Annotated in this window: 33 protein-coding genes; 10 read left to right on the forward strand and 23 right to left on the reverse strand. The window is 56.0% G+C overall.

Features of this window, described 5'->3' with window-relative positions:
- Positions 1 to 7 precede the first annotated feature (7 nt).
- Genes HYPMC_RS16815 through HYPMC_RS16825 form a run of 3 tightly spaced genes read left to right on the forward strand, consistent with a single transcriptional unit; the run spans position 8 to position 2,870 of the window.
- Positions 8 to 451 carry an ArsC/Spx/MgsR family protein gene (locus tag HYPMC_RS16815; protein ID WP_013949243.1) on the forward strand — a complete coding sequence of 148 codons (444 nt, stop codon included), beginning with the start codon at positions 8 to 10 and terminating at the stop codon, positions 449 to 451.
- Positions 448 to 2,088: a SagB/ThcOx family dehydrogenase gene (locus tag HYPMC_RS16820; protein ID WP_013949244.1), complete on the forward strand. Its 1,641-nt coding sequence runs from the start codon at positions 448 to 450 to the stop codon at positions 2,086 to 2,088. The genes HYPMC_RS16815 and HYPMC_RS16820 overlap by 4 nt, the downstream gene beginning before the upstream one ends.
- On the forward strand, positions 2,085 to 2,870 hold the full coding sequence (locus HYPMC_RS16825) for an ankyrin repeat domain-containing protein (protein ID WP_013949245.1): 786 nt from the start codon (positions 2,085 to 2,087) through the stop codon (positions 2,868 to 2,870). The genes HYPMC_RS16820 and HYPMC_RS16825 overlap by 4 nt, the downstream gene beginning before the upstream one ends.
- A gap of 11 nt (positions 2,871 to 2,881) precedes the next feature.
- Here HYPMC_RS16825 and HYPMC_RS16830 read toward each other — a convergent pair whose 3' ends face one another.
- Positions 2,882 to 3,232: an SUF system Fe-S cluster assembly protein gene (locus tag HYPMC_RS16830; RefSeq protein WP_244420913.1), complete on the reverse strand. Its 351-nt coding sequence runs from the start codon at positions 3,230 to 3,232 to the stop codon at positions 2,882 to 2,884.
- A 91-nt stretch (positions 3,233 to 3,323) separates the two neighbouring features.
- Positions 3,324 to 3,803, reverse strand: a complete 480-nt coding sequence (locus HYPMC_RS16835) for a hypothetical protein (RefSeq protein WP_013949247.1) — start codon at positions 3,801 to 3,803, stop codon at positions 3,324 to 3,326.
- A 282-nt stretch (positions 3,804 to 4,085) separates the two neighbouring features.
- Here HYPMC_RS16835 and HYPMC_RS16840 point away from each other — a divergent pair, with 282 nt between their 5' ends.
- From HYPMC_RS16840 to HYPMC_RS16870, 7 genes are all read left to right on the forward strand, one after another.
- Positions 4,086 to 4,319, forward strand: a complete 234-nt coding sequence (locus HYPMC_RS16840; RefSeq protein WP_024276317.1) for a BolA family protein — start codon at positions 4,086 to 4,088, stop codon at positions 4,317 to 4,319.
- A gap of 52 nt (positions 4,320 to 4,371) precedes the next feature.
- Positions 4,372 to 4,707 carry a Grx4 family monothiol glutaredoxin gene (gene grxD, locus HYPMC_RS16845; RefSeq protein WP_013949249.1) on the forward strand — a complete coding sequence of 112 codons (336 nt, stop codon included), beginning with the start codon at positions 4,372 to 4,374 and terminating at the stop codon, positions 4,705 to 4,707.
- Complete coding sequence (locus HYPMC_RS16850; protein ID WP_013949250.1) at positions 4,704 to 5,060, forward strand: ferredoxin; 357 nt, start codon at positions 4,704 to 4,706, stop codon at positions 5,058 to 5,060. The genes grxD and HYPMC_RS16850 overlap by 4 nt, the downstream gene beginning before the upstream one ends.
- 84 nt (positions 5,061 to 5,144) lie before the next feature.
- The gene (locus tag HYPMC_RS16855; protein WP_013949251.1) at positions 5,145 to 5,918 is read left to right on the forward strand and encodes a dienelactone hydrolase family protein; all 774 of its coding nucleotides are present in this window, start codon (positions 5,145 to 5,147) and stop codon (positions 5,916 to 5,918) included.
- A 56-nt stretch (positions 5,919 to 5,974) separates the two neighbouring features.
- The gene (locus tag HYPMC_RS16860; RefSeq protein ID WP_013949252.1) at positions 5,975 to 6,298 is read left to right on the forward strand and encodes a hypothetical protein; all 324 of its coding nucleotides are present in this window, start codon (positions 5,975 to 5,977) and stop codon (positions 6,296 to 6,298) included.
- A gap of 163 nt (positions 6,299 to 6,461) precedes the next feature.
- On the forward strand, positions 6,462 to 6,707 hold the full coding sequence (locus HYPMC_RS16865; protein ID WP_013949253.1) for a hypothetical protein: 246 nt from the start codon (positions 6,462 to 6,464) through the stop codon (positions 6,705 to 6,707).
- 27 nt (positions 6,708 to 6,734) lie between these two features.
- Entirely contained in the window at positions 6,735 to 6,977 is a 243-nt protein-coding gene (locus HYPMC_RS16870) for a hypothetical protein (RefSeq protein ID WP_013949254.1), read from the forward strand.
- Positions 6,978 to 7,000: 23 nt separating this feature from the next.
- On the opposite strand, the gene HYPMC_RS16875 is transcribed toward HYPMC_RS16870, so the two are convergent.
- From HYPMC_RS16875 to HYPMC_RS16965, 21 genes are all read right to left on the reverse strand, one after another.
- Complete coding sequence (locus HYPMC_RS16875) at positions 7,001 to 7,429, reverse strand: group II truncated hemoglobin (protein WP_013949255.1); 429 nt, start codon at positions 7,427 to 7,429, stop codon at positions 7,001 to 7,003.
- Between the two features lie 85 nt (positions 7,430 to 7,514).
- Entirely contained in the window at positions 7,515 to 7,682 is a 168-nt protein-coding gene (locus HYPMC_RS24515) for a hypothetical protein (RefSeq protein WP_013949256.1), read from the reverse strand.
- Positions 7,683 to 7,698: 16 nt separating this feature from the next.
- A complete protein-coding gene (locus HYPMC_RS16880; RefSeq protein WP_041300332.1) occupies positions 7,699 to 8,022 on the reverse strand; it encodes a DUF6156 family protein in 324 nt (107 codons plus the stop codon).
- Between the two features lie 26 nt (positions 8,023 to 8,048).
- Positions 8,049 to 8,492 carry a Rieske 2Fe-2S domain-containing protein gene (locus HYPMC_RS16885; protein WP_013949258.1) on the reverse strand — a complete coding sequence of 148 codons (444 nt, stop codon included), beginning with the start codon at positions 8,490 to 8,492 and terminating at the stop codon, positions 8,049 to 8,051.
- A gap of 161 nt (positions 8,493 to 8,653) precedes the next feature.
- Positions 8,654 to 8,884: a hypothetical protein gene (locus tag HYPMC_RS16890; RefSeq protein WP_013949259.1), complete on the reverse strand. Its 231-nt coding sequence runs from the start codon at positions 8,882 to 8,884 to the stop codon at positions 8,654 to 8,656.
- Positions 8,885 to 8,903: 19 nt separating this feature from the next.
- Positions 8,904 to 9,212 (reverse strand): 2Fe-2S iron-sulfur cluster-binding protein, encoded by a 309-nt coding sequence (locus HYPMC_RS16895; RefSeq protein WP_013949260.1) that lies wholly within the window; start codon positions 9,210 to 9,212, stop codon positions 8,904 to 8,906.
- 23 nt (positions 9,213 to 9,235) lie between these two features.
- Positions 9,236 to 10,447: a DegT/DnrJ/EryC1/StrS aminotransferase family protein gene (locus tag HYPMC_RS16900; RefSeq protein ID WP_013949261.1), complete on the reverse strand. Its 1,212-nt coding sequence runs from the start codon at positions 10,445 to 10,447 to the stop codon at positions 9,236 to 9,238.
- Positions 10,444 to 10,713, reverse strand: coding sequence for a hypothetical protein (locus HYPMC_RS16905; RefSeq protein WP_013949262.1), 270 nt, complete (start codon positions 10,711 to 10,713; stop codon positions 10,444 to 10,446). The genes HYPMC_RS16900 and HYPMC_RS16905 overlap by 4 nt, the downstream gene beginning before the upstream one ends.
- A 48-nt stretch (positions 10,714 to 10,761) precedes the next feature.
- Positions 10,762 to 11,124, reverse strand: coding sequence for a DUF3024 domain-containing protein (locus HYPMC_RS16910; protein ID WP_013949263.1), 363 nt, complete (start codon positions 11,122 to 11,124; stop codon positions 10,762 to 10,764).
- 15 nt (positions 11,125 to 11,139) lie between these two features.
- Positions 11,140 to 11,379: a nitrogen fixation protein NifZ gene (locus tag HYPMC_RS16915; protein WP_013949264.1), complete on the reverse strand. Its 240-nt coding sequence runs from the start codon at positions 11,377 to 11,379 to the stop codon at positions 11,140 to 11,142.
- Positions 11,376 to 11,711, reverse strand: coding sequence for a nitrogen fixation protein NifZ (locus tag HYPMC_RS16920; protein ID WP_013949265.1), 336 nt, complete (start codon positions 11,709 to 11,711; stop codon positions 11,376 to 11,378). The genes HYPMC_RS16915 and HYPMC_RS16920 overlap by 4 nt, the downstream gene beginning before the upstream one ends.
- Positions 11,708 to 12,484 carry a 4Fe4S-binding leucine-rich repeat protein gene (locus tag HYPMC_RS16925; protein ID WP_041301097.1) on the reverse strand — a complete coding sequence of 259 codons (777 nt, stop codon included), beginning with the start codon at positions 12,482 to 12,484 and terminating at the stop codon, positions 11,708 to 11,710. The genes HYPMC_RS16920 and HYPMC_RS16925 overlap by 4 nt, the downstream gene beginning before the upstream one ends.
- A complete protein-coding gene (locus HYPMC_RS16930; RefSeq protein WP_013949267.1) occupies positions 12,477 to 13,013 on the reverse strand; it encodes a hypothetical protein in 537 nt (178 codons plus the stop codon). The genes HYPMC_RS16925 and HYPMC_RS16930 overlap by 8 nt, the downstream gene beginning before the upstream one ends.
- Before the next feature lie 13 nt (positions 13,014 to 13,026).
- Positions 13,027 to 13,359, reverse strand: coding sequence for an iron-sulfur cluster assembly accessory protein (locus tag HYPMC_RS16935; protein ID WP_013949268.1), 333 nt, complete (start codon positions 13,357 to 13,359; stop codon positions 13,027 to 13,029).
- A gap of 16 nt (positions 13,360 to 13,375) precedes the next feature.
- Positions 13,376 to 13,600 (reverse strand): 4Fe-4S binding protein, encoded by a 225-nt coding sequence (locus HYPMC_RS23825; protein WP_081740999.1) that lies wholly within the window; start codon positions 13,598 to 13,600, stop codon positions 13,376 to 13,378.
- A 22-nt stretch (positions 13,601 to 13,622) separates the two neighbouring features.
- Positions 13,623 to 15,182 carry a nitrogenase cofactor biosynthesis protein NifB gene (gene nifB / locus HYPMC_RS16940; RefSeq protein WP_013949269.1) on the reverse strand — a complete coding sequence of 520 codons (1,560 nt, stop codon included), beginning with the start codon at positions 15,180 to 15,182 and terminating at the stop codon, positions 13,623 to 13,625.
- Positions 15,183 to 15,555: 373 nt separating this feature from the next.
- The gene (locus HYPMC_RS16945; RefSeq protein WP_024276330.1) at positions 15,556 to 16,425 is read right to left on the reverse strand and encodes an SIR2 family protein; all 870 of its coding nucleotides are present in this window, start codon (positions 16,423 to 16,425) and stop codon (positions 15,556 to 15,558) included.
- 5 nt (positions 16,426 to 16,430) lie between these two features.
- Positions 16,431 to 16,646, reverse strand: a complete 216-nt coding sequence (gene nifT / locus HYPMC_RS16950) for a putative nitrogen fixation protein NifT (protein ID WP_013949271.1) — start codon at positions 16,644 to 16,646, stop codon at positions 16,431 to 16,433.
- A 102-nt stretch (positions 16,647 to 16,748) separates the two neighbouring features.
- Positions 16,749 to 17,945 carry a cysteine desulfurase NifS gene (gene nifS, locus HYPMC_RS16955; protein ID WP_024276331.1) on the reverse strand — a complete coding sequence of 399 codons (1,197 nt, stop codon included), beginning with the start codon at positions 17,943 to 17,945 and terminating at the stop codon, positions 16,749 to 16,751.
- Between the two features lie 12 nt (positions 17,946 to 17,957).
- Positions 17,958 to 18,248, reverse strand: coding sequence for a NifU family protein (locus tag HYPMC_RS16960; protein WP_013949273.1), 291 nt, complete (start codon positions 18,246 to 18,248; stop codon positions 17,958 to 17,960).
- Positions 18,249 to 18,344: 96 nt separating this feature from the next.
- Positions 18,345 to 18,665 carry an iron-sulfur cluster assembly accessory protein gene (locus HYPMC_RS16965; RefSeq protein ID WP_013949274.1) on the reverse strand — a complete coding sequence of 107 codons (321 nt, stop codon included), beginning with the start codon at positions 18,663 to 18,665 and terminating at the stop codon, positions 18,345 to 18,347.
- Positions 18,666 to 18,731 lie beyond the last annotated feature (66 nt).

Raw genomic sequence — 18,731 nt, forward strand, 5'->3', positions numbered from 1 at the left:
GCGGACTGTGACGACGGTCATCTTTTATCAAAAGCCCGGTTGCGGAACGAACGCCCGCCAGAAGCGCATGCTCGAAGCCGCGGGGCATGAGGTCGTCGCTAAGGATCTGCTTTCGGAACCCTGGACCACAGAGCGGCTGCGCAGCTTTTTTGGCGATATGCCGGTCACGTCTTGGTTCAATCCCGCGGCGCCGCGCATAAAGTCGGGAGAGATCAAGCCTCAGTCCTTCAATGATGAAGCAGCGCTGATATTGATGCTCGCAGATCCGCTTCTTATTCGGCGGCCGCTGATAGAGGCAGATGGCCAGAAGTGCGCCGGCTTCGACAGAGAGCCCGTCGTATCGCTGCTGGGTAACCACCTGACCGGAGAAGACGTCCAGAGCTGTTCGCGCCATGATCAGGCGACGCAGTGCCCCGACCCACGCACGCCCCAAGACGGTCAGCCGTCATGACAGAAGCTGCCACACGTGCACTGAGCCGCTCAGAGACCGCTGTGGCTTATCACGCACGCACAAAGCACAGCCTTAGACGATATGCTTCCGGTCCGGAGACGCTGGACTGGGATGCGCAGCCCAATCCGTTTCGCGAATTCGAAGGATGTGACCGCGTTGCGCTGGAGCTCATGTCCCAACAACCGAATACCACCTATCGGCAGCTTTATGATCCCACGAGTACGGCCGTTACGCCGCTGACGATTGAATCGGTGGCCTCCCTGCTCGAGCTTTCCATGGCGCTCTCGGCCTGGAAGGAACAGGGGCCAGATCGCTGGGCACTGCGCTGCAATCCATCTAGCGGAAATTTGCACCCGACCGAAGCCTACGTACTTTCACGCGACGTTCCGGGTCTTGATGACGGGCTTTATCATTACGTCTGTCGCGACCATATGCTTGAACGGCGATGCCGCTATGAAAAGACGACGGCGGGAGAAGCTCGTCTTTGGATCGGGTTTTCATCGATCCATTGGCGAGAAGCATGGAAGTATGGCGAGCGTGCATTCCGCTACTGCCAGCTCGATATCGGACACGCGCTTGGGGCGCTTCGCTACGCAGCCGCCGCTCTCGGATGGACGGCGAAACTCGTTGATCTCGGCTCAGATGAACTTGCTAAATTGATGGGCCTTGATCGCAGGAACGACTTCCGCGGCGCCGAATCTGAAGAAGCCGATCTTGTGCTCGCTATAGAACCGCATCGCGGGTCTGGATCGGATGCAGTCCATCAAGCGGTCACAGTGGAATCACCGGCGGCTCAATGGATGGGCCGTGCCAACGTCCTCGATCTCCATCCTCTCTACCGCTGGCCCATCATCGATGACGTGAGTGTTGCCACGCGCGGGCGTGGCGCCGATGAGTCATTATTGGAGACAAAAGCTTACCCTCCAATTGGGGACGCACCAGACGTTCAAGCGGCGACTATTATTCTCAATCGCCGCAGCGCGCAGCGTTTCGACCCAAAATTCAAGATGAGCGCCGGCACCTTCTACCAAATCTTGGATTCGCTACTTTTTCGACCGTCCATGCCCTGGGATGTTTGGGACTTCCTACCGCGCGTCCATCCAATCTTTTTCGTTCACCGCGTCGAAGGTATTGAACCGGGCGTTTACGCTTTACCGCGTCGCGAAGCTGCCATGCCCCTACTGCGGCAGCAGCTTCATTCCGATTTCCGCTGGGACCGGCCTTCCCGTTGTCCCGCTCACCTCCCCTTCTTTCGACTTGCAGCCGCCGACTGCCGGGCCATCGCAAAAACGGTAAGTTGCTATCAAGCGATCGCAAGCGACAGTTGTTTCTCCCTCAGCATGCTCTGCGAGTTTCACTCGATCGTTGAGCTGAACGCGTGGCGCTATCGTCAACTCCACTGGGAAGCCGGCCTGCTTGGACATATTCTTTATCTTGAGGCGGAGGCTCTTGGTATCCGTGGAACTGGGATCGGCTGCTTCTTCGATGATGCCTTGCATGAATTGCTCGGATTGAAGACTGACCAATTCCAGGCTCTCTACCACTTCACGGTCGGACGCCCCATCGCGGACACGCGCATCCTGACTCTACCTCCTTACCCAGCGCGGAAGACAGATAAAGTCGAGCATACAGCATGAAAAATCGTACCCCCTTTCTTTGCATCGATGTGCGAAAAGCGGAGGCCTTGCTCCGCCGTAACGACGTTGTTGTGCTCGACGTGCGCGACATTGAAACCTTCAGGAAAGGTCATATTCAAGGCGCGCAGCACGTTTCAATGAGAAATATATCGAGCGTGATCAATGGAAGCGAAAAAAAAGCACCGGTCGTAATCTACTGCTATCGTGGCTTTGCAAGCCGGGAATACGCTCAGATGTTTTCCGATTTCGGGTTTTTGGAGGTCTACAGTCTCGATGGTGGCTACGAAGCTTGGCGCAACAGCCGCGATACGACGAGCGGCAGGGAAGACAAGTCTCTACAATGGTGGCTCGCGGAGCACGGGTTCCCCGTCGATGACGTCAACAGTATCATTGCCAACAACACAACTCCACTTATGAAAGCCAGTCATCTCGGCGACAGCGAGATCGTTCGCAATCTCATCGCGGCCGGTGCGCGAATAGACGCACAAAATACCGATGGCAATACTGCGCTGTGGCTTGCATGCGTCGGCGGCCACTTGAATATCATTGACATGCTTGCTGACGCCGGCGTTGACATCAATAATCGGAACGACAATGGCGCTACCGCACTGATGTATGCGTCTTCGGCGAGCAAGGCCGACGTTGTTGCGCGATTGCTGGAAAAAGGCGCCGATATCACTGCGGAAACACTGGACGGCTTTACCGCAATTGATATGGCTGCAACAATCGAGTGCCTCGAGCTGCTCCGGAATGCAAGAAAGACACTGGCCGTCCGGGCCTAAGCCAACCAGGTCTACATGAAGCCGAGTTCGAGCTTTGCTTCGTCCGACATTTTTGACTGCTCCCACGGCGGATCGAACACGAGATTGACTTTTACGTTCTGAATTCCTTCGATCTCATTCACGGCATTCCGCACCCAATTCAGCATCTCGCCGGCGACAGGGCATGCGGGCGCAGTAAGGGTCATGTCGATCTCGACAGATCCACTCTCTGTCATCTCGATGCGGTAAATCAGTCCGAGATCATAGACGTTCACCGGAATTTCTGGATCGAAAACGGTGCGTAAAGCTGCAACTATGGTCTCTGTTCCTGGCTGGCGAGCCGAATCCATTATTTGCGCATCGTTGGCGGTCGGTGTGCTCATGGACATAGGCCCCTCGTCGTTGCAATCGTGATGCGGTCGCCATGCCGCTCTGATTGGGATCCTGCAAACGCAATGCCACGCTTCTAGTGGCTTAGTCCAAGGCTTCCGCCAGCGCGGAAATTACCGGCCACCCTACCACTCCAGTGGGATCCATTTCACGCAATTTTGCGAGCATTCTCTTGGCTTCATCGCGATTGTTCTGCTTGAGATTGATGAAAGCGAGAGCCTTGAGTGTGTAGAGAGCAAAGCGCGCGGCGCCCTCAGCCACGTCGCTTTCCGGCCGCCATTGGAGCCAATCATAACTCCATCCTGCTTGACTTGCAGCTTTCTCGAGGCCTTGCTCCGCCGCGACTTGGGCCTCTTCGAGATTTCCCCGATAGGTGTGGATTTTGTAGAGGCAAAAATAGATCGGAAGCACATCCGGAGCGGCTGCGAGCGCTTTGCGAAAAAGTGTATCTGCTCGGGCATAATCCTGCCGATAGGCCGCCACGCCCTGCTGAAGAAGCGCATTGATTGCTGCTGGCAAATCTCCAAAATTTATTGCTTCCGGCTCTACGAGTAGATCGGTCATGTGGACCTCTGCAACGGCGCGCCAAATGCGCAGGACTTCCTATTCCAAGCCGCAAGCAAGAGGCGGGCCGCAGCGACGCACGGTAAAGCCGAAGAAGATCCTGCAGCGCTCGTTTCTTCCGGAACAGAACCTGGCGTCGCGATGTCAGAAACCCGACATCGGACCGAGGCATCGTTCCTCCAATTGAGGGAGGATTCTTTGCGTTATCTCACGCCAGCCCGCCCGTTCGAAGCTTGGCTTCTACTTTGCATAGAAGCGACTATGGAACTTGGAGCGACCCTAATGGCAATGGATGGACGCGAGATCGAGAAGCTCATCAAGCAGGCGTTTCCCGACGCGCATGTTGTCGTCATCGATATGGCAGGAGATGGCGATCATTTTGCTGCTCGCGTTACATCTAGCGCCTTCAAAGGCAAGAACCGGATCCAACAGCACCAGATGGTCTACAGCGCGTTGAAAGGACAAATGGGTGGCGTTTTGCATGCCCTTGCTCTCGAAACATTGATCCCAGAGTGACCTGTCAGAACGGCGCATTTTGCAAACCGCATCCCGTGTGTGGAGAAAGCTTATGATGGATTTAACGACCGGACGCATCAAAGACCTCATCTCGGCAAGTGACGTCGTTCTCTTCATGAAGGGCGTGCCGACGGCTCCCCAATGCGGATTTTCCGCAGCTGTCGTGCAGATCCTATCAAAGCTCGATGTTCCGTTTGCCAGTATCGATGTCCTGTCCGACCCGGAAATCCGCGAAGGTATCAAGGTCTTTTCCAATTGGCCGACCATTCCTCAACTCTACGTCAAGGGTGAATTCGTAGGCGGCTGCGATATCGTGCGCGAGATGTTCCAAGCAGGCGAACTTTCGGCGCTTCTCACCGAGAACGGCATCCTGGCGACCGCGATATGACGACGACCCTTGACGACGACGTGGTGGACGTTCCGCAAGTCTACAAACATCATATCTTCGCGTGCTTTACGCAGCGTCCACCCAATCATCCGCGAGGAAGTTGCGGAGCCGTCGGCGCTCAGCCGCTCTGGGATTACCTTAGCAAAGCGCTCGAAGCCGAGCATCTTAGCGACGTCGGCTTTACCGCCGCTGGCTGCCTGGGATTTTGCCGGACTGGCCCACTCATGGTCGTCTATCCGGAAGGCATCTGGTACCGGCCGAGCACGGCCGAGGATATCGACGAAATCGTTCAATCGCATTTCAAGCAAGGTAAGCGGGTGGACCGTCTCGTAATGGTGCTGAGCAAGAATTAGCCCCTAGGAGATTTTCTTGCATTTACTCTGCGTCCTCTATTTTTCCGGCTAACAAACTCACGCTGGATAGAAGGTGAAGGTCTCATGATCGAGCTGACTGCAAGCGACGGACACAAATTTCTCGCATACCGCGCCAATCCGAGCGAGACACCAAAAGGTGCCGTCGTAATCATCCAGGACCTTTTCGGCGTCAATCCGTGTATTCGCAAGACCGCGGATCGCTTCGCCGCGAACGGATACGTCGCCATTGCTCCCTCCCTGTTTGACAGGGTAAGGCCCGACGTCGCGTTAGGATATGACGATGCAGCATACGCCGAAGGAATGTCTCTCGCCGAGCAAGTCGGAAAAGGCGACGCCATATCCGACATTCAAGCTACCGTTGATGCCGTTAAAGATGCCAGCAAGGTCGCGATCGTCGGTTTCGGTTGGGGCGGCTACTTGGCTTATGTCTCCGGGAACCGAGTGAACGGGCTTGCTTGTTCCATCGGCTATTACAGTGATGCTGTCGTGAAGGAGCTTAGCGCCAAGCGGAAAATTCCGACGCTCCTTCATTTTGCTGAAAGGGATTCGCGCTCTTCTCCCGACGAGGTCACGCTGTTTCGGGCTAGTCGTCCGGACGTCAGCGTATTCACGTATCCGGCGGGGCACGGTTTCGACTGTGATGAGCAAATAGCTTACAGCAAGGGAGCGGCCCAGACAGCGCAGGAACGCACATCGTTCTGGGTGTCGCAATATGTAGAAGGGCAGCCGCCAGTTACTCTCAAAAACGCCGGTGCATATGCCCAAGCGAAATCGGACAAGAAGAAGCAAAAGAAGAAAAAGGATGACGGGGACGACCTTGGTCCGCCCATGGATTGAGTCCGCGCCGTATCGTTGAGCTCGTGCTGGCCTCTCTTCAACGAAAATTATAGATCATGAAAGTGATTAGACACGATTTCGGCAAAGAGAAGCGTCTGATTACGCGGCGCTTTCGGCGCCTACTGCAGCTTGATGCCTTACACGAGGCCAATATCCGTGCAAATCCGCTTCCCTATCTCGAGCGTGCGAGCGAACGAATATACCAGCTGGAGAAGGTGCTATTCGAGGCTATCGAAGCGGCAAAACCCGCTCTTGGCGACACGGTTCCTACCGAGCGGATTGAAGTCGGCAATGGCGAATATCAGCGCCTTTTGTCCTGCTTTTCGATCGTCGAAAGAGGATTTCGCGAACTCGTGGCGAGTGACGACGAGTCGTCCTAGATGAGATTGCCTTTGCTCCAAATCGTTTGCCCGAAAAGCACCTCGTGCACATGGCGAATTGTCGAACACCCGCCAAGTCAAATCATTCGACTATGAAAATTCGCGTAGGCAAGAACTTTGCTTGCCGTATGCCAGATCTTGCGCCAGACCGAGAGGACTTCAGATGGCGATCGCCGAGGGATTTTTTGTTGATTGGGATGGCAATACGCGCAGCACATTAGAACCGGGCGGCGGTTACCTATGTGAAATCGATCCCGTAGCGCGCTACGTGGCGATCACGACAAAGACCGGCGCCGTGGTGCACGAAGGAACCTTCTACAAAAGTCTGGCCGAGATCGAGAAAGCAGGGATTCGCGCGCCGCTCGTACCGGCTTCACATCCGTGGGGGAAATGCGACGACAGGTTCTGAGACAACATATGTTGAGGAGATAAGGTCATGCTTCCGACAACAATTCTCGTCAACGAAATCCCGCGTTACGTCGTTCGTCCGACAGACATGAAAGCCCTCAATCGCTTCATCAGGAACGGCAAAACCTATCTTCTCGCTGATGAACCCGAGGGCAAGATCACGCATCGCCATGCCGATGATTTGGAATTGGCGAAATGGAAAAACGCTTTTGCGCTTCATAAAGCTTGGGGCGGCGACGACGAAGCCTTTTTCGGAGTTCCATCGGGTTAGAGGTGTTCCGCACATCGTTCTAACTAATTCCGAGCGGCGCGAGCGTCGTGCGGGTTTCCAGCTTGGTTGCGCATCCAGTCTGCGAGTTTGGCAATTGTCGCAAACAACTCTTCCTTTGCTTTGACATCCGCGATCTCATCGTCGAGCGCACCTCGCATGCAAAGAAGCCAAGCATCGCGTTCTGCAGGCCCGATCGAAAATCCCAAATGCCGTTGGCGCAATCGTGGGTGGCCCTTTTCAACCGAATAGAGCTTCGGACCACCAGTCCATTCGGACAAATACCGCTTTAGGACCTTAGCGATGGGTCCGAGATCCGAGTCATGCATATCGCGAACTGTTCTGGCCTCCGGCAACGTATCCATTCTCGCGTAAAAGTTCTCCACCAAACGATCTATGACATCTGCGCCGCCGATGCGCTCGAACATCGATAGTTCGGTATTGGGCTCCGTCATTGAGGTTCTCCGATCGTCTCTCGTGCGAATTGGCGTTGCTCTCGCGCCTCCGACGCCACAAGGCGTTTATCGGCGGGGATGACTACTATTCATCGTTGCTCGGTTGCAAGATGACCTCGGCGGGTGCGCCAAGCCCCTGGCTGTCGATGAACTCGAGCGCGCCGATACTGGACAGTCCCACGCCGTTCTCGATCAGAACAACTGCATCCTTCGGCATGGTGGAGAGCATTTCGACCAGTTGGCCTATGGTCATGGCTAATGTCTCGCTTCTATGCGCTTGGGATTTGGGCGCCAACTTCGTCGAAATACAAAGTCATAGGCTCTTCATCGAGCATGACGATCTCGGCGACCTTCAGTGCGCCGTTGCCATGGAAGTCATAGCGATGACTAAGTTTGACTTCGCCGTACACCATTTTATCAAACCCCTTTAACCTCCCCGCTTCGTCAAAGTAGGCCTTGAAGTAGGTATTGCGATTTGAGAGCGCTTCCTCCGCGACAGGGTTGATGAGCTGAAACGGAAGTTTCACGCCGCTGTAGGACACAAAATACCGGCAGTCTTGCTGCGCAGCCCCCACCACGTTTTCCCTTTCCATCCTGCTTGACGTGACTTTCGGTTAGGTCAGTTGGGATGAATCATGATTTCCATCGTATCGTCGAGATCGGCAAAAGGATCACCAGGCTCGTCATCTTCCAATGCGATATCGCAAACACAGACATCGCCATCTAATACGGCGAGCTTGACCGGCTCCAAAGCTTTGTCTTTGCATGGCCCATCGACGCACAGACCAGTCTCGATGTCGAAGAGCGCGCCGTGGCGGCCGCATTTCAGGAACGCCCCATCCGGACTGAAAAACTCGCCGGCCCCGATGTTCAACCAGACGCCAGCGTGAGGACAGGCATTCACGTAGCCGACAAAGTCGCTATTGCCCATTCGGACAACGACAATTCGAAACGGCCTACTTTCTCCGTCCTCGATGCGCAGCAAACTAAACCCTTTGGCGCCCCCAATTTCGAGGCTGTCGACCGCGCAAATGATGAAGACTTCGTTTGTTTCCGCTGACATCTCGTCCTCACGGGGCAAGCAATGCATCTTGCCCGGCTGGCCTCGCCCCGCCACGAAGGCGGAAGCACTGGCGCTCTTCATACAGCATGAAGCCCTATCAAAGGGCTTCATGCTCCGATTGCGCTGAATGATCGTTCACGCCGTCTCCGCCCACGGAGATCTCATTCAGCGGCACTCGGCATGCTCTCTGCCTTCAATGCGTCGACGCGTTCTCTGGTCAAGCGAAACACGCCTCGCCCGCCTGCAAGGGTCTGGTAGGAACCGCCCACGCGGTCACTTAGAAAATTGAACCAGTCCTGCGGCGGCAATGCCGGCGGCCTCTCGCTGATTTCGACGACGGTGCCGTTCGGAGCGAACCTCGTATGAATCAGCACTGGGTTATTCTGCTCCATTTCTCGTCTCCATAGAATTTCATAGACCTGATCCGAAGCCCAAAAGTTCAACTTTGATGTTCTCGGTTCCAAGCACCTTGGCCTGGCAAGCAAGACGAGACTTGGAACCGACGCCGACGATGGAGTCGAGCTTCTCGTTTTCCTCGCGCGCAATCTTCGAAAGTCCCTTGCGTCCCTCCTGGACGAAGACATGGCAACCGCCCCGACAACCTTGGTCCTCGCAATTGTGCGGAAAATCGATTCCCGAAGAGAGAATTGCGGCGAGCAAAGTCGTTCCGTCCGCCACTTCGATGGATTTGTCTGCCGGCATTATGGTCAGCGTTGCCATTGATAACTCCTCGCTTTTTCTTGCTATAGATAGATCGCAGCTCCTGCGCCGACGTTGATCGAAGCGTCCTTCATCGTCGAAACGATAAAGCCGATCTGGTCGTCGGTCAGATGCGTGTGAAACGGCAGCGCGACGGCGCGATCAGCCACCTTCTCCGCCACCAAGTAATCGCCGCGGCGATAGCCAAGATCGAAATAATGCCTTTGAAGATGCAGCGGATTGCAGTACGCGGCTGCTTCTACCTGCTCAACACGCAAATCTTCGACAATGGCGTCTCGGCTGGAGCGGGTGAATCGTGTTCCAAGATGCACCAGATAGAGGAACCAGTTCACTTCGGTTACATCCGGCCCGACGTAGGGATCTTTGATGCCCTCAAACGACTGGACGTGCCTGTAGTAGAGGTGCTCCGTCAGCCGGCGCCGCTCAAGAATTTCGTCTAGCCGCTTTAGCTGTGCGAGACCGAGTGTCGCGGTAATGTTGCTCATTCCGGCTTGATAAGCAGGCGTCCCACTGACGACGACGGACGATCGCTCTTCCAAGCGGTGGGACCGATGCCGCCGAATTGTCACCGCGAGATCAACGTCATCGGTAACAACCATGCCGCCCTCTCCGCAGACCAAAGGCGAGGGTTGCGAGAAATCGAACACGGACGCGTCACCGAATGTCCCAACCAGCGCACCCTGATATTTTGAGCCGATCGCTTCGGTGGAGTCTTCGATTAGGATGAGACCGTGCCTTTTGGCGACGTCACGCAAATCGGCCCAGGCCGCCGGGTGCCCGTTGTTGTTGGAGGCCACTATGGCTCGCGTCTTTTCGGTTATGCGGGCTTCGACCTTTGCCGAGACCAGCGTTCCCGCCCAATAATCGATATCGGCAAAAACCGGTCGCGCTCCGGCGATGCTGATGGCGTGCTGAGTCTCGCGGAACGAATAAGGCGACGCGATGACTTCCGCGCCTGCACCTACCTCGTAAGCGGCAAGGGTGAATAGAAGTCCAAGCGTTCCGCTAGGGACAGCGATGGCATACTTGCGGCCAACATATCCCGCGAATGCGGCTTCAAATGCTTCGACCGCCCGACCGCTAGACAGCCTCGGAGACGTCATGACCGCGTTAACGGCCTCAAGTTCCGCAATGGTGACATCGGGATCCGATAACGGAATGAAGGATTCGTCTCCTCCCTCAATGAGGGTATCATCACCTTTCACGACGCCATCCAGCGTTGCCGGCTCGATCATGCGTGTGTGCTCCGTTTCGCGAGAATAATGCCCGTTGCCTGTGCCAGATCGGACGTGATCCGCACGCAGTGATCGGCCGCATCCAAAAGATGAATGTCAAACTGGCTGTATGTGCGAAACGGTGTTTCGATTACGTCCGAAGCGTCACATCGTGTCCATGAGAGGTGTGGCAAGCGCTTGCGAAGGTCGCCAAAAACCTGGGCATCGCCCGGTTGCGCCGAGAGAACTTCATCGATCGCCGTCAGGTCGTCAGAGCCGATGGGCATTCGCAATCCTCTTCTCTTTGCGCTGTTTTTGTCGTGCGTGCATCGACGTCATTGCCAGAATTTTCGCTCGGCATCGGCGTTCAACTGGTCCAAAAGATCAGTCAGGCGTGCATAGGCGCTGTGAAATTCCCAGACCGCGTTTTCGTGGTCCTTTCGGAAAAGCTGCCAGCTCCCGCGATCGGCCTCATAGATCAGCAACGCGACATCGATGACGCGGCCATCAGGATCGATGTTCCTTGAGCAGCATGGGCTCGCTATGCGATAGCCGCCCGACACCGCGGACACGCTCGGCGAGACGTAGCGATAACGCCTGCGCGATTGGAGCGCGCGCTCAATCCGTCGGAGATCGAGATCGTTAGGATGGGCAGCCAAGCCCACCACCACCGAGTGCGTTAATGTCGCCAAGTTCATGACAGACTCGCCTTTCTAAACCGGGACGATCTCTTCCTCAAAGCAGCCCACAACGAGCCGTTCGCCGAACTCGACCAAATAGACCGGAATGTTCGCCTCGGTGTGTGTGCCGACCTGGACGATTTCTCCGGTGTCACCGACATTCACCAGTCGGCCTTGGTCGGGGGCGTCCGGAAACGAGCCGTCGTTATCAAGGTCTATGGTCGCCTTGACGCGCTGTCCCCATTGGTATTTCGGCAGCCGCGGTTCGATCATGGAAATTTTCCTCCAGCCGAAATTGCCTCCGGCAGAGGCAAATCCTCATCACCGTCGTGCGGGATGACGGGTTCCAGCTCCTTGCGCTTCATACCCACGCGATTACCGCTTTCGGTGAACTCGACGCCGTAAATATAAAATTGCTGAAGAAACGTTCCGATGCTGACGACGTATCCGACTTCGCCTTTCTTGGCCAAGATCTCACCGATCTCCTTGCCAGCGTAAGTTCCGTCATTACGGATCACGCGCTTCGCCTTCACCTTCTCTCCGAAGTTGAAAAATGGTGGCTCGGAGATCTCCACCACATCGCTATCGCGGACAATGTTGCTCATGTCGAAATAGCCATCAGTCTGTCACGATGCGCCATCGATTGGCGCGATTGCGCCATCTCACGCACGAGCGCGTCGCCGTCGTTCGCCAGTTCGGCGATTTGCGTATCCGGTACGCGGCTCGCCACTTCGTAGCGCACGCGCCAATCTGGGTCGTTCCGAAGCCAGAAGAGGAGATCAGATGACAGACGCTGAGCAACCTCGAGTCGCACCGCCGAATCCGAGTCTTCCACCATCCGGAACAACCAATCGGTAGGAATTCTCCGAGCAACGACGCGACGAACTTCCGGTTCTTCATCGTCCATAAGCCGCGCGAGCAATGCCGGCGCAATACGCCGGGCAACGACCAGGCGGACGTAATAATCGGTGTCCGATAACATCGGCGTTAGCTCGGCGTCGTCGAGAAGCGAGGCGATACGATTTCGCACTTCCCGATGGGGATCAGTCCGCAAACGCAAGATGAGACGCTTCGGCAATCGGCGCGCCGCATTCCAGCGCACGGTCTCCTCCTGGTCATCAAGAAGCGGCGGCAAGAGAAACACATCGGCGTGCTTGGCCGCAATTGCTCGCACCTCAAAATGTGCATGGGCGACGTAGGCGTTCGCGAGGTCCGGATTCCAATTGAAGAAGCGATCGATCCGCCGGGCGTAGCGATCGTTGACGCAAGCGTGCTTCAGCCGGCACCTACCGGCAGCGTTCAGCGCACCATGACCGCACGACGCGCAACTCACCTCATTCCCCAGCCAGTCTCGGGCTTCGTCGATGTCATCAGTCATCGTCATGTCCCATCCGATCGAGAACACCGAGAAGGACCTTTGCGCCGATCTTGTCTGTGGAATCGAGTTCGATAAGTTTGAGGACGGCAGCTCGACCTTCCTCTAGGTTGCCGAGCCGCATTTGGAGATAAGCGTATCCCTTCAGTGTAAAGAGGAAGAAGCGCGGAAGTATCTCCTCGTAATCGCCGAATGGCGCATCGGCTGCAGCGACTTCACGCCAATCCGGCACGAGATTGTTTTCGCGTGATGCCTTCTCAAGACACAGTTTTGCAATGCCGAGTGCCTCCGACAGCCGACCCTTGTAGAAGTAGAAACGATAGAGCCCGATCAGCACCGCTGCGTGCCCGGGTGCGAGCGCCTCCGCCTGACGGAGGTGGCGCTCCGCGACGTCATCTAAATGATAGGAGAGCGCAGCCTGCCACAAATGATCCTCCGCGTCGTCCGGAAGACCGCCTCCTAACAGAGCATTTGAAAGGAGAGCATCTTCGAAGACGGATTGCGGCGCCGCTTGCCCAACCGAGCCCACCATCACTTTCGTTTCCTCATTGCACGGCTTCAGCAGGCTGCCCCGAGCCGCAGCATGCGGTCGCTTTGGGATCATGAAAGACGAAACCCGTCTGGGCAGCACTGTCGCTAAAGTCGATGGTCACGCCTTCAAGAAGAATGCGGCTCTCCGCGGGCAAAAAGAATTTGAGGCCGTCCTGCTCCAGGACCGCGTCTCCCGGCTCTGGAGCGTTCTTCACGCTGATGTCCGCAGACAATCCTGAGCAACCTCCCGGACTGACGGCAAGCCGGAAACCACTTCCCGGTCCGCCATCCGCACGCAACATGAGATGAATAAATTTCTGCGCTGCAGGCGTGAGTATGAGATTCATCGTGGTCTCCTTTCGCTCACGCCGGCGGCTGGTAGCGAGGGTATGAGGTGTCGATAACGCACGTGTCATCGACTGGGCAGACCGCAGCGCACTGGGGCGAGTCGAAATGCCCGATGCATTCCGTGCATTTCTTTGGATCGATCACGAACGTGCCATTCTTCTCCGTAATCGCCACGTTCGGGCATTCGGGTTCGCACGCGGAGCAACTCGTGCATTGAGAGGCTATGATCTTCAGTGTCATTGATGTCTCCTAATCATCGACCTCAAGCGGCGGCGGTCAGTGCGCCTTGCCGAATTTCGGCGTCACCACGCTGAACGTGCTCTATCTCGCCGCTCTTCACCTTTGATAGGTAGTCCTTGAACCAAGTGATCGCGGATTTTTCGATAAACTCGTGCGCGTATTGATCGACGGGATCGATACCCGCCCTCTGGAGGTCGCTCTTTGGGCAACCTCCAATCTTTGCGACAAACACTGCGTGGCAGTCGTTGATCGCACGAATGATCGTCTCGAGGCTGTCCTCCTCGCCGTAACCACCCTGGCAATAAAGGTCGACGCGGCGATGACCGACGAACTTTGCGCCAGACGTCGAGAGTTCATAAACTTGGAACTCCTTGGCGTGACCGAAATGCTCATTGATAAGCCCCGAACCCTTTGTCGCCACAGCGACGAGAAGCTTGATGTCACTCACTTCACCTGCCAGCGAGGCAAGCTCCTCTTGCTTCGCAGCGACCTTGGCGACTCGCTCCTCTTCGACTTTGGCTTGGTATGCCTTGCGTGAATCCAGGTCGTAATCGACTTCCATCTCCATGATCTTGTCGGTCGTGAATTCTGCAGAGCGATCTTCGCCGAGAAGGCCAACGGCGTCAGCACGGCACTGACGGCAGTGGCGCATCATGTTCATCTCGCCTTCGCAAGAATCCTGGAGGGCTTTGAGCTCTTGCGCGGTGGGACCTCGTTGCCCAGTCAGGCCGAACGCCGTGCCATGTTCGGGAGAAGAGATCAGCGGCATAATATTGTGCAGGAAAGCGCCGCGAGACTTCACGGCCTTGTTCACATCGACCAGATGCTGATCGTTGATTCCTGGGATCATCACAGAATTGACCTTGCAGAGGATGCCTCGCTCAGTGAGCATCTCAAGGCCCTGCAATTGCCGATCTGTCAGAAGCTTCGCGGCCTCGACGCCCGTATAACGCTTATGTTTCCAAAATACCCATGGGTAAATCTTGGCGCCGATTTCGGGGTCGACCATATTGATTGTTATCGTCACGTGGTCGACATTGAAGCCCGCGATCGTATCAACATGGTCTGGCAGTGCGAGGCCGTTCGTCGATAGGCACAGCTTGATATCGGGAGCGGTCTTGGAGATCAGCTCAAACGTCTTGAACGTCTTCTCCGGATTTGCCAAAGGATCGCCCGGGCCGGCGATGCCCAACACCGTCATCTGCGGAATAGTCGAGGCCACCGCCAGAACTTTCTTCGCCGCCTGCTCGGGTGTCAATTTCTCGCTGACGACGCCCGGACGAGATTCGTTCGCGCAGTCGTATTTGCGATTGCAGTAGTTGCATTGGATGTTGCACGCCGGCGCGACCGCGACATGCATACGCGCATAGTGATGATGAGCTTCCTCGCTATAGCAGGGATGGTTCTTGACCTTCTCCCAAATCTCCGTCGGTAGATCGCCCTGGCCCGCTTGCGATCCGCAACTGGCCTTGCCGCTTCCGCCGTGCGTTCCGCAGCCCTTGTGGTCCGCGATCTGCTGCATCACCGCTTCCAGCTTCGCTTCGGATCCACTCGCTTCCTGCTGCGCCGATACGTCCTGCATCTCAAATCCTCGCTGACAGTCGTGCAGTGTGCTGCACGTAGGTGCTATCGTCGTTTGGCGTTGCGCCGCCGATGCGTGCAACACCTCCTGATGATGGCGGTACGCAACTCGCGTGCCAGTGATTAGATTTTGAATAACTCTCCGAAAGGTCTGCATTTTTCCGACTAAATGCGCTGTGGTGATGCTGACATGCGTGCGATGCGCACCCTTGAGCTGTTGGAAAAACGACAGCGGCAACGTTGTTGTTGGTGCGATTTCCGACGCATAAGACTGGACGATGGGTTGCACGTGCGATGCGCCCCTTCGTCGGCGAGCGCAGCGTCAGCGCATTTAACTTGTTCGCGGTCTCGAACATATTCGATGAGCGAAATTCTCAAGCCGCTTTCAGGATAATTTCTGCGGCTTTCGGGAGCGGAATGACGATCGGCGTCAGGCCGTGCGTCATGAAGAACCGCATCTCATTCTTAGTCAGGCCGTCGGGATCGACCAGGACGTAATGCTCGCCGGCTGAACGCTTCGTCACCTGGCGCGCATAGGTTCGAAGAAGCTGATCGTGAAATCGGCAACCGATAAAAAGGAAACGCCGATCGGTACGACGATCCTTCACCGCATCGGGAATTGGCGTCTGAATGTCGATTTCCGTCAGCACCTCGACGTAATCTGCATCCGAAATCAGATAGTTTTTTGCTGGGGCGATCGAGCCATGCGGCTTGTAGAGCAGCGTCGTACAAGCTTCGATGGCCGTACGGTCGGCTTCGTTTCCGGCTGCATCATAAAAGCGATACCAACGGTCTTCGCCGATGCCAGCACGCGTGATGCCTTGAATCTCACTCCAGTCATTTCTTTCACTCAGCGCTGCGCGCATCGTCCCGTCGTACCAGACGTCGACGATCATAGGCAGCGGCAAAGATGCCAGATAGCGATGCAGCGGCGTCGGCTCTATCGCTGGCGTGAATGCTTCAGTCATCAACGCCGAGACGGTTGAGCGATGCTTCATGCTCTCGATGTGTTGAGCAGATGCCCACGCATTTCCTTTTGCCCGCCGCGGCAGCGCAACTTTTGCGCCGAAGTAAGCAGCAAGGGCTTCCGGCGTCATCGGGACGCTTGGCTTTGAAAGCTCCGTCAATCCCGGTCCGAGATACGGAATAATCGTTCCCGTTTTCAATTCACTCGCGATCTTGGCGAGCAGCGCCTCTGCATCGTCCAACTTCAAAATATCTGTGCAGGGAACGGGCGCATTCATGGCCATCAGTCCTCTTCACCGCGTTTACGCGCATTGATCGTAATTGGAAGGGGCGTATCGGCAGCCAATTCAGGCAAATCGAGAACCCAACCATTTGCGATACGAATCCAGCCACCCCAAAGTGTCTCGTGCTGCGACTCGACAATTGGCTCCTCGAGATCCTTCTTCGGAACGTAAATGGACAAACCTGTCTCCGGAGAGCGACGGATCATCACTTTCATCAATTCAACTCCTTTGTTCGCAGCCGATCAGACCGACGGGCATGCTCTCAGAGATTGACCGGGTCGATACCGGTCGCACTGCGCACGAAACAAAATGTCACTTCACATATAACTCTGCGCGTTAGAGCCTACCGGCCTCCCGGGTACCGACGGCAACATCGCTCTTAGCTTTGCGATAATGCCCGGCAAAACTTCCAAGACTCGATCGACATCGGCATCCGTGTTGTCTCTCGACAGCGAGAGGCGGATAGCCCCATGGAGCGCCGTGACCGGAACACTCATTGCCCGTAATACATGAGAAGGCTCTGTCGAACCGGAGGTACACGCTGAGCCCGAGGAAGCTGCGATCCCCGCTCGACTCATATGCGTAAGGATGGCCTCACCATCGAGCCCGTCGAATGCAATATTCGATGTATTAGGCAGCCTGTTGCGCTTGTCGCCGTTGACGAAGCACGGGCCACCCACTCGCAAAATCCCATCCTCGAGGCGATCACGCAACGCGCGCACCCGCGTCGTTTCTTCATCGAAGCGAGACATTGCTAGTTCGGCGGCTTTTCCCAGTCCGATGATCGAGGGAACATTCTCAGTACCGCCGCGCCGTCCGCGCTCTTGATGCCCCCCTCTAATTTGAGACGCAAACTTTACACCTTTGCGGACGTACAGCGCACCAATGCCTTTCGGACCATGCAGCTTGTGGCCTGATAGAGAGAGCATGTCGATCTCAGAAGATTTCAGATCAATCAGCATCTTTCCGACAGCTTGCACGGCATCCGTATGGAATAGTGCGCCGACGCTGTGCGCCATCTTCGCCAAGCGATCGACAGGGAAGATCGTTCCGGTTTCGTTGTTCGCCCACATGACCGATGCGATTGCTGTCCGCGGCCCGAGCGCACGCGCAAAGGCTTCCTCATCGAGCCGTCCTTGGCGATCGACGCTGATGATATGCACTTTGGCGCGCCCGATCCTTTCAAGATGGGTAACGAGCGTGAGGATCGCTGAATGCTCGACGTTCGTCGTTACAATCTCATCACGTCCCGCTTGAGTTTCTAGCGCCGAGAGAATTGCTGCATTGTCAGATTCAGTTCCGCCTGATGTAAAAATAATCTCATGAGGCAAGACCGCGCCAATCAGAGCCCGCAGATTATTGCGTGCGTCTTTCATAGCCTCGCCAAGCCCCGAACCGAATAGGTGCTCCGAGGAGGCATTCCCGAACTGCTCTGTAAAATAGGGCAGCATGGCTGCTACGACCGCGGGATCTGTGCGTGTCGTCGCGTTATTATCGAGATAGACGGGACGCACGGATGACCTCATTCAGTGCTGCGCTTTTATCCCACCTATGATCGGGATAAGCCGCACAAATTCGCCCAACCTCTCGACTAGGCGGGCCTGGATGCCTTCGAGCGTGGAACTACTGAGTTTGCAAAACACGCAGGCGCCGCTCAGCTTGACCATCACTTTGTTGCCGCTGACTTCGACGAGCTGGCAGTCCCCGCCATCGCGCTGCAAGTTTCCGCGGATCTCTTCGATCACGGCTCTTATGATCTGCGTGCGCTCATCCTCAGAAGTCGTCTCCTGGGTAGAATGTGCGGTTTCGGTAAGCATGATTTCGTCTTTTCTCCCTGATTACGATCTGGGCTGAAAACTCAAGCTCTGCATGTGACGAGGCCTGCGCGGAGCGCATTCGTCGTAAAAACGGCGCTATCCGAACGACTTCCCGCAGGAGCAGCTCGAATTCGCGTTTGGATTTTCGAAGGTAAAGCCCGAGCCTTCGAGAGCCACCACGAAGTCGATGGTGGTACCGGCCAGAAGTTCGTGGCTCTTGTTATCGACGAAGACCTTTACGCCATCGCGTTCGATTACGGTGTCATCTGGGCCTGCCTCATTGACGAGGCCCATCATGTACTTGTATCCCGCACAGCCGCCGGCCTCGACCATGATGCGAAGTCCGCCGACCGGTTGGGGTGCGCCCGAGATGGCGTTGCGAACTGCATTCAACGCACTGTTGGTCAGATTTATCATTGCTCACCCTTCAATGCCCGAAGACGTTTCAATGGCTAGGAGCAAGAGCTGTGCCATGCCTCAATA

The sequence above is a fragment of the Hyphomicrobium sp. MC1 genome (assembly GCF_000253295.1).
Lineage (GTDB): Bacteria > Pseudomonadota > Alphaproteobacteria > Rhizobiales > Hyphomicrobiaceae > Hyphomicrobium_B.

What these genes read in the sequence shown, in the direction of transcription:
- HYPMC_RS16850 (WP_013949250.1), top strand. Translation starts at nt 4,704, where the DNA reads ATGACGACGACCCTTGACGACGACGTGGTGGACGTTCCGCAAGTCTAC.
- HYPMC_RS16890 (WP_013949259.1), bottom strand. Translation starts at nt 8,884, where the DNA reads ATGGAGCAGAATAACCCAGTGCTGATTCATACGAGGTTCGCTCCGAAC.
- HYPMC_RS16900 (WP_013949261.1), bottom strand. Translation starts at nt 10,447, where the DNA reads ATGATCGAGCCGGCAACGCTGGATGGCGTCGTGAAAGGTGATGATACC.
- HYPMC_RS16910 (WP_013949263.1), bottom strand. Translation starts at nt 11,124, where the DNA reads ATGAACTTGGCGACATTAACGCACTCGGTGGTGGTGGGCTTGGCTGCC.
- grxD (WP_013949249.1), top strand. Translation starts at nt 4,372, where the DNA reads ATGATGGATTTAACGACCGGACGCATCAAAGACCTCATCTCGGCAAGT.
- HYPMC_RS16915 (WP_013949264.1), bottom strand. Translation starts at nt 11,379, where the DNA reads ATGATCGAACCGCGGCTGCCGAAATACCAATGGGGACAGCGCGTCAAG.
- HYPMC_RS16835 (WP_013949247.1), bottom strand. Translation starts at nt 3,803, where the DNA reads ATGACCGATCTACTCGTAGAGCCGGAAGCAATAAATTTTGGAGATTTG.
- HYPMC_RS16930 (WP_013949267.1), bottom strand. Translation starts at nt 13,013, where the DNA reads ATGGTGGGCTCGGTTGGGCAAGCGGCGCCGCAATCCGTCTTCGAAGAT.
- HYPMC_RS16860 (WP_013949252.1), top strand. Translation starts at nt 5,975, where the DNA reads ATGAAAGTGATTAGACACGATTTCGGCAAAGAGAAGCGTCTGATTACG.
- HYPMC_RS16885 (WP_013949258.1), bottom strand. Translation starts at nt 8,492, where the DNA reads ATGTCAGCGGAAACAAACGAAGTCTTCATCATTTGCGCGGTCGACAGC.
- HYPMC_RS16875 (WP_013949255.1), bottom strand. Translation starts at nt 7,429, where the DNA reads ATGACGGAGCCCAATACCGAACTATCGATGTTCGAGCGCATCGGCGGC.
- HYPMC_RS16865 (WP_013949253.1), top strand. Translation starts at nt 6,462, where the DNA reads ATGGCGATCGCCGAGGGATTTTTTGTTGATTGGGATGGCAATACGCGC.
- nifB (WP_013949269.1), bottom strand. Translation starts at nt 15,182, where the DNA reads ATGCAGGACGTATCGGCGCAGCAGGAAGCGAGTGGATCCGAAGCGAAG.
- HYPMC_RS16820 (WP_013949244.1), top strand. Translation starts at nt 448, where the DNA reads ATGACAGAAGCTGCCACACGTGCACTGAGCCGCTCAGAGACCGCTGTG.
- HYPMC_RS16920 (WP_013949265.1), bottom strand. Translation starts at nt 11,711, where the DNA reads ATGAGCAACATTGTCCGCGATAGCGATGTGGTGGAGATCTCCGAGCCA.
- HYPMC_RS16840 (WP_024276317.1), top strand. Translation starts at nt 4,086, where the DNA reads ATGGCAATGGATGGACGCGAGATCGAGAAGCTCATCAAGCAGGCGTTT.
- HYPMC_RS16935 (WP_013949268.1), bottom strand. Translation starts at nt 13,359, where the DNA reads ATGAATCTCATACTCACGCCTGCAGCGCAGAAATTTATTCATCTCATG.
- HYPMC_RS16965 (WP_013949274.1), bottom strand. Translation starts at nt 18,665, where the DNA reads ATGATAAATCTGACCAACAGTGCGTTGAATGCAGTTCGCAACGCCATC.
- HYPMC_RS23825 (WP_081740999.1), bottom strand. Translation starts at nt 13,600, where the DNA reads ATGACACTGAAGATCATAGCCTCTCAATGCACGAGTTGCTCCGCGTGC.
- HYPMC_RS16880 (WP_041300332.1), bottom strand. Translation starts at nt 8,022, where the DNA reads ATGGAAAGGGAAAACGTGGTGGGGGCTGCGCAGCAAGACTGCCGGTAT.
- HYPMC_RS16855 (WP_013949251.1), top strand. Translation starts at nt 5,145, where the DNA reads ATGATCGAGCTGACTGCAAGCGACGGACACAAATTTCTCGCATACCGC.
- HYPMC_RS16895 (WP_013949260.1), bottom strand. Translation starts at nt 9,212, where the DNA reads ATGGCAACGCTGACCATAATGCCGGCAGACAAATCCATCGAAGTGGCG.
- HYPMC_RS16925 (WP_041301097.1), bottom strand. Translation starts at nt 12,484, where the DNA reads ATGACTGATGACATCGACGAAGCCCGAGACTGGCTGGGGAATGAGGTG.
- nifT (WP_013949271.1), bottom strand. Translation starts at nt 16,646, where the DNA reads ATGAAAGTGATGATCCGTCGCTCTCCGGAGACAGGTTTGTCCATTTAC.
- HYPMC_RS16945 (WP_024276330.1), bottom strand. Translation starts at nt 16,425, where the DNA reads ATGAATGCGCCCGTTCCCTGCACAGATATTTTGAAGTTGGACGATGCA.
- HYPMC_RS16960 (WP_013949273.1), bottom strand. Translation starts at nt 18,248, where the DNA reads ATGCTTACCGAAACCGCACATTCTACCCAGGAGACGACTTCTGAGGAT.
- HYPMC_RS16905 (WP_013949262.1), bottom strand. Translation starts at nt 10,713, where the DNA reads ATGCCCATCGGCTCTGACGACCTGACGGCGATCGATGAAGTTCTCTCG.
- HYPMC_RS16830 (WP_244420913.1), bottom strand. Translation starts at nt 3,232, where the DNA reads ATGAGCACACCGACCGCCAACGATGCGCAAATAATGGATTCGGCTCGC.
- HYPMC_RS24515 (WP_013949256.1), bottom strand. Translation starts at nt 7,682, where the DNA reads ATGACCATAGGCCAACTGGTCGAAATGCTCTCCACCATGCCGAAGGAT.
- HYPMC_RS16870 (WP_013949254.1), top strand. Translation starts at nt 6,735, where the DNA reads ATGCTTCCGACAACAATTCTCGTCAACGAAATCCCGCGTTACGTCGTT.
- HYPMC_RS16825 (WP_013949245.1), top strand. Translation starts at nt 2,085, where the DNA reads ATGAAAAATCGTACCCCCTTTCTTTGCATCGATGTGCGAAAAGCGGAG.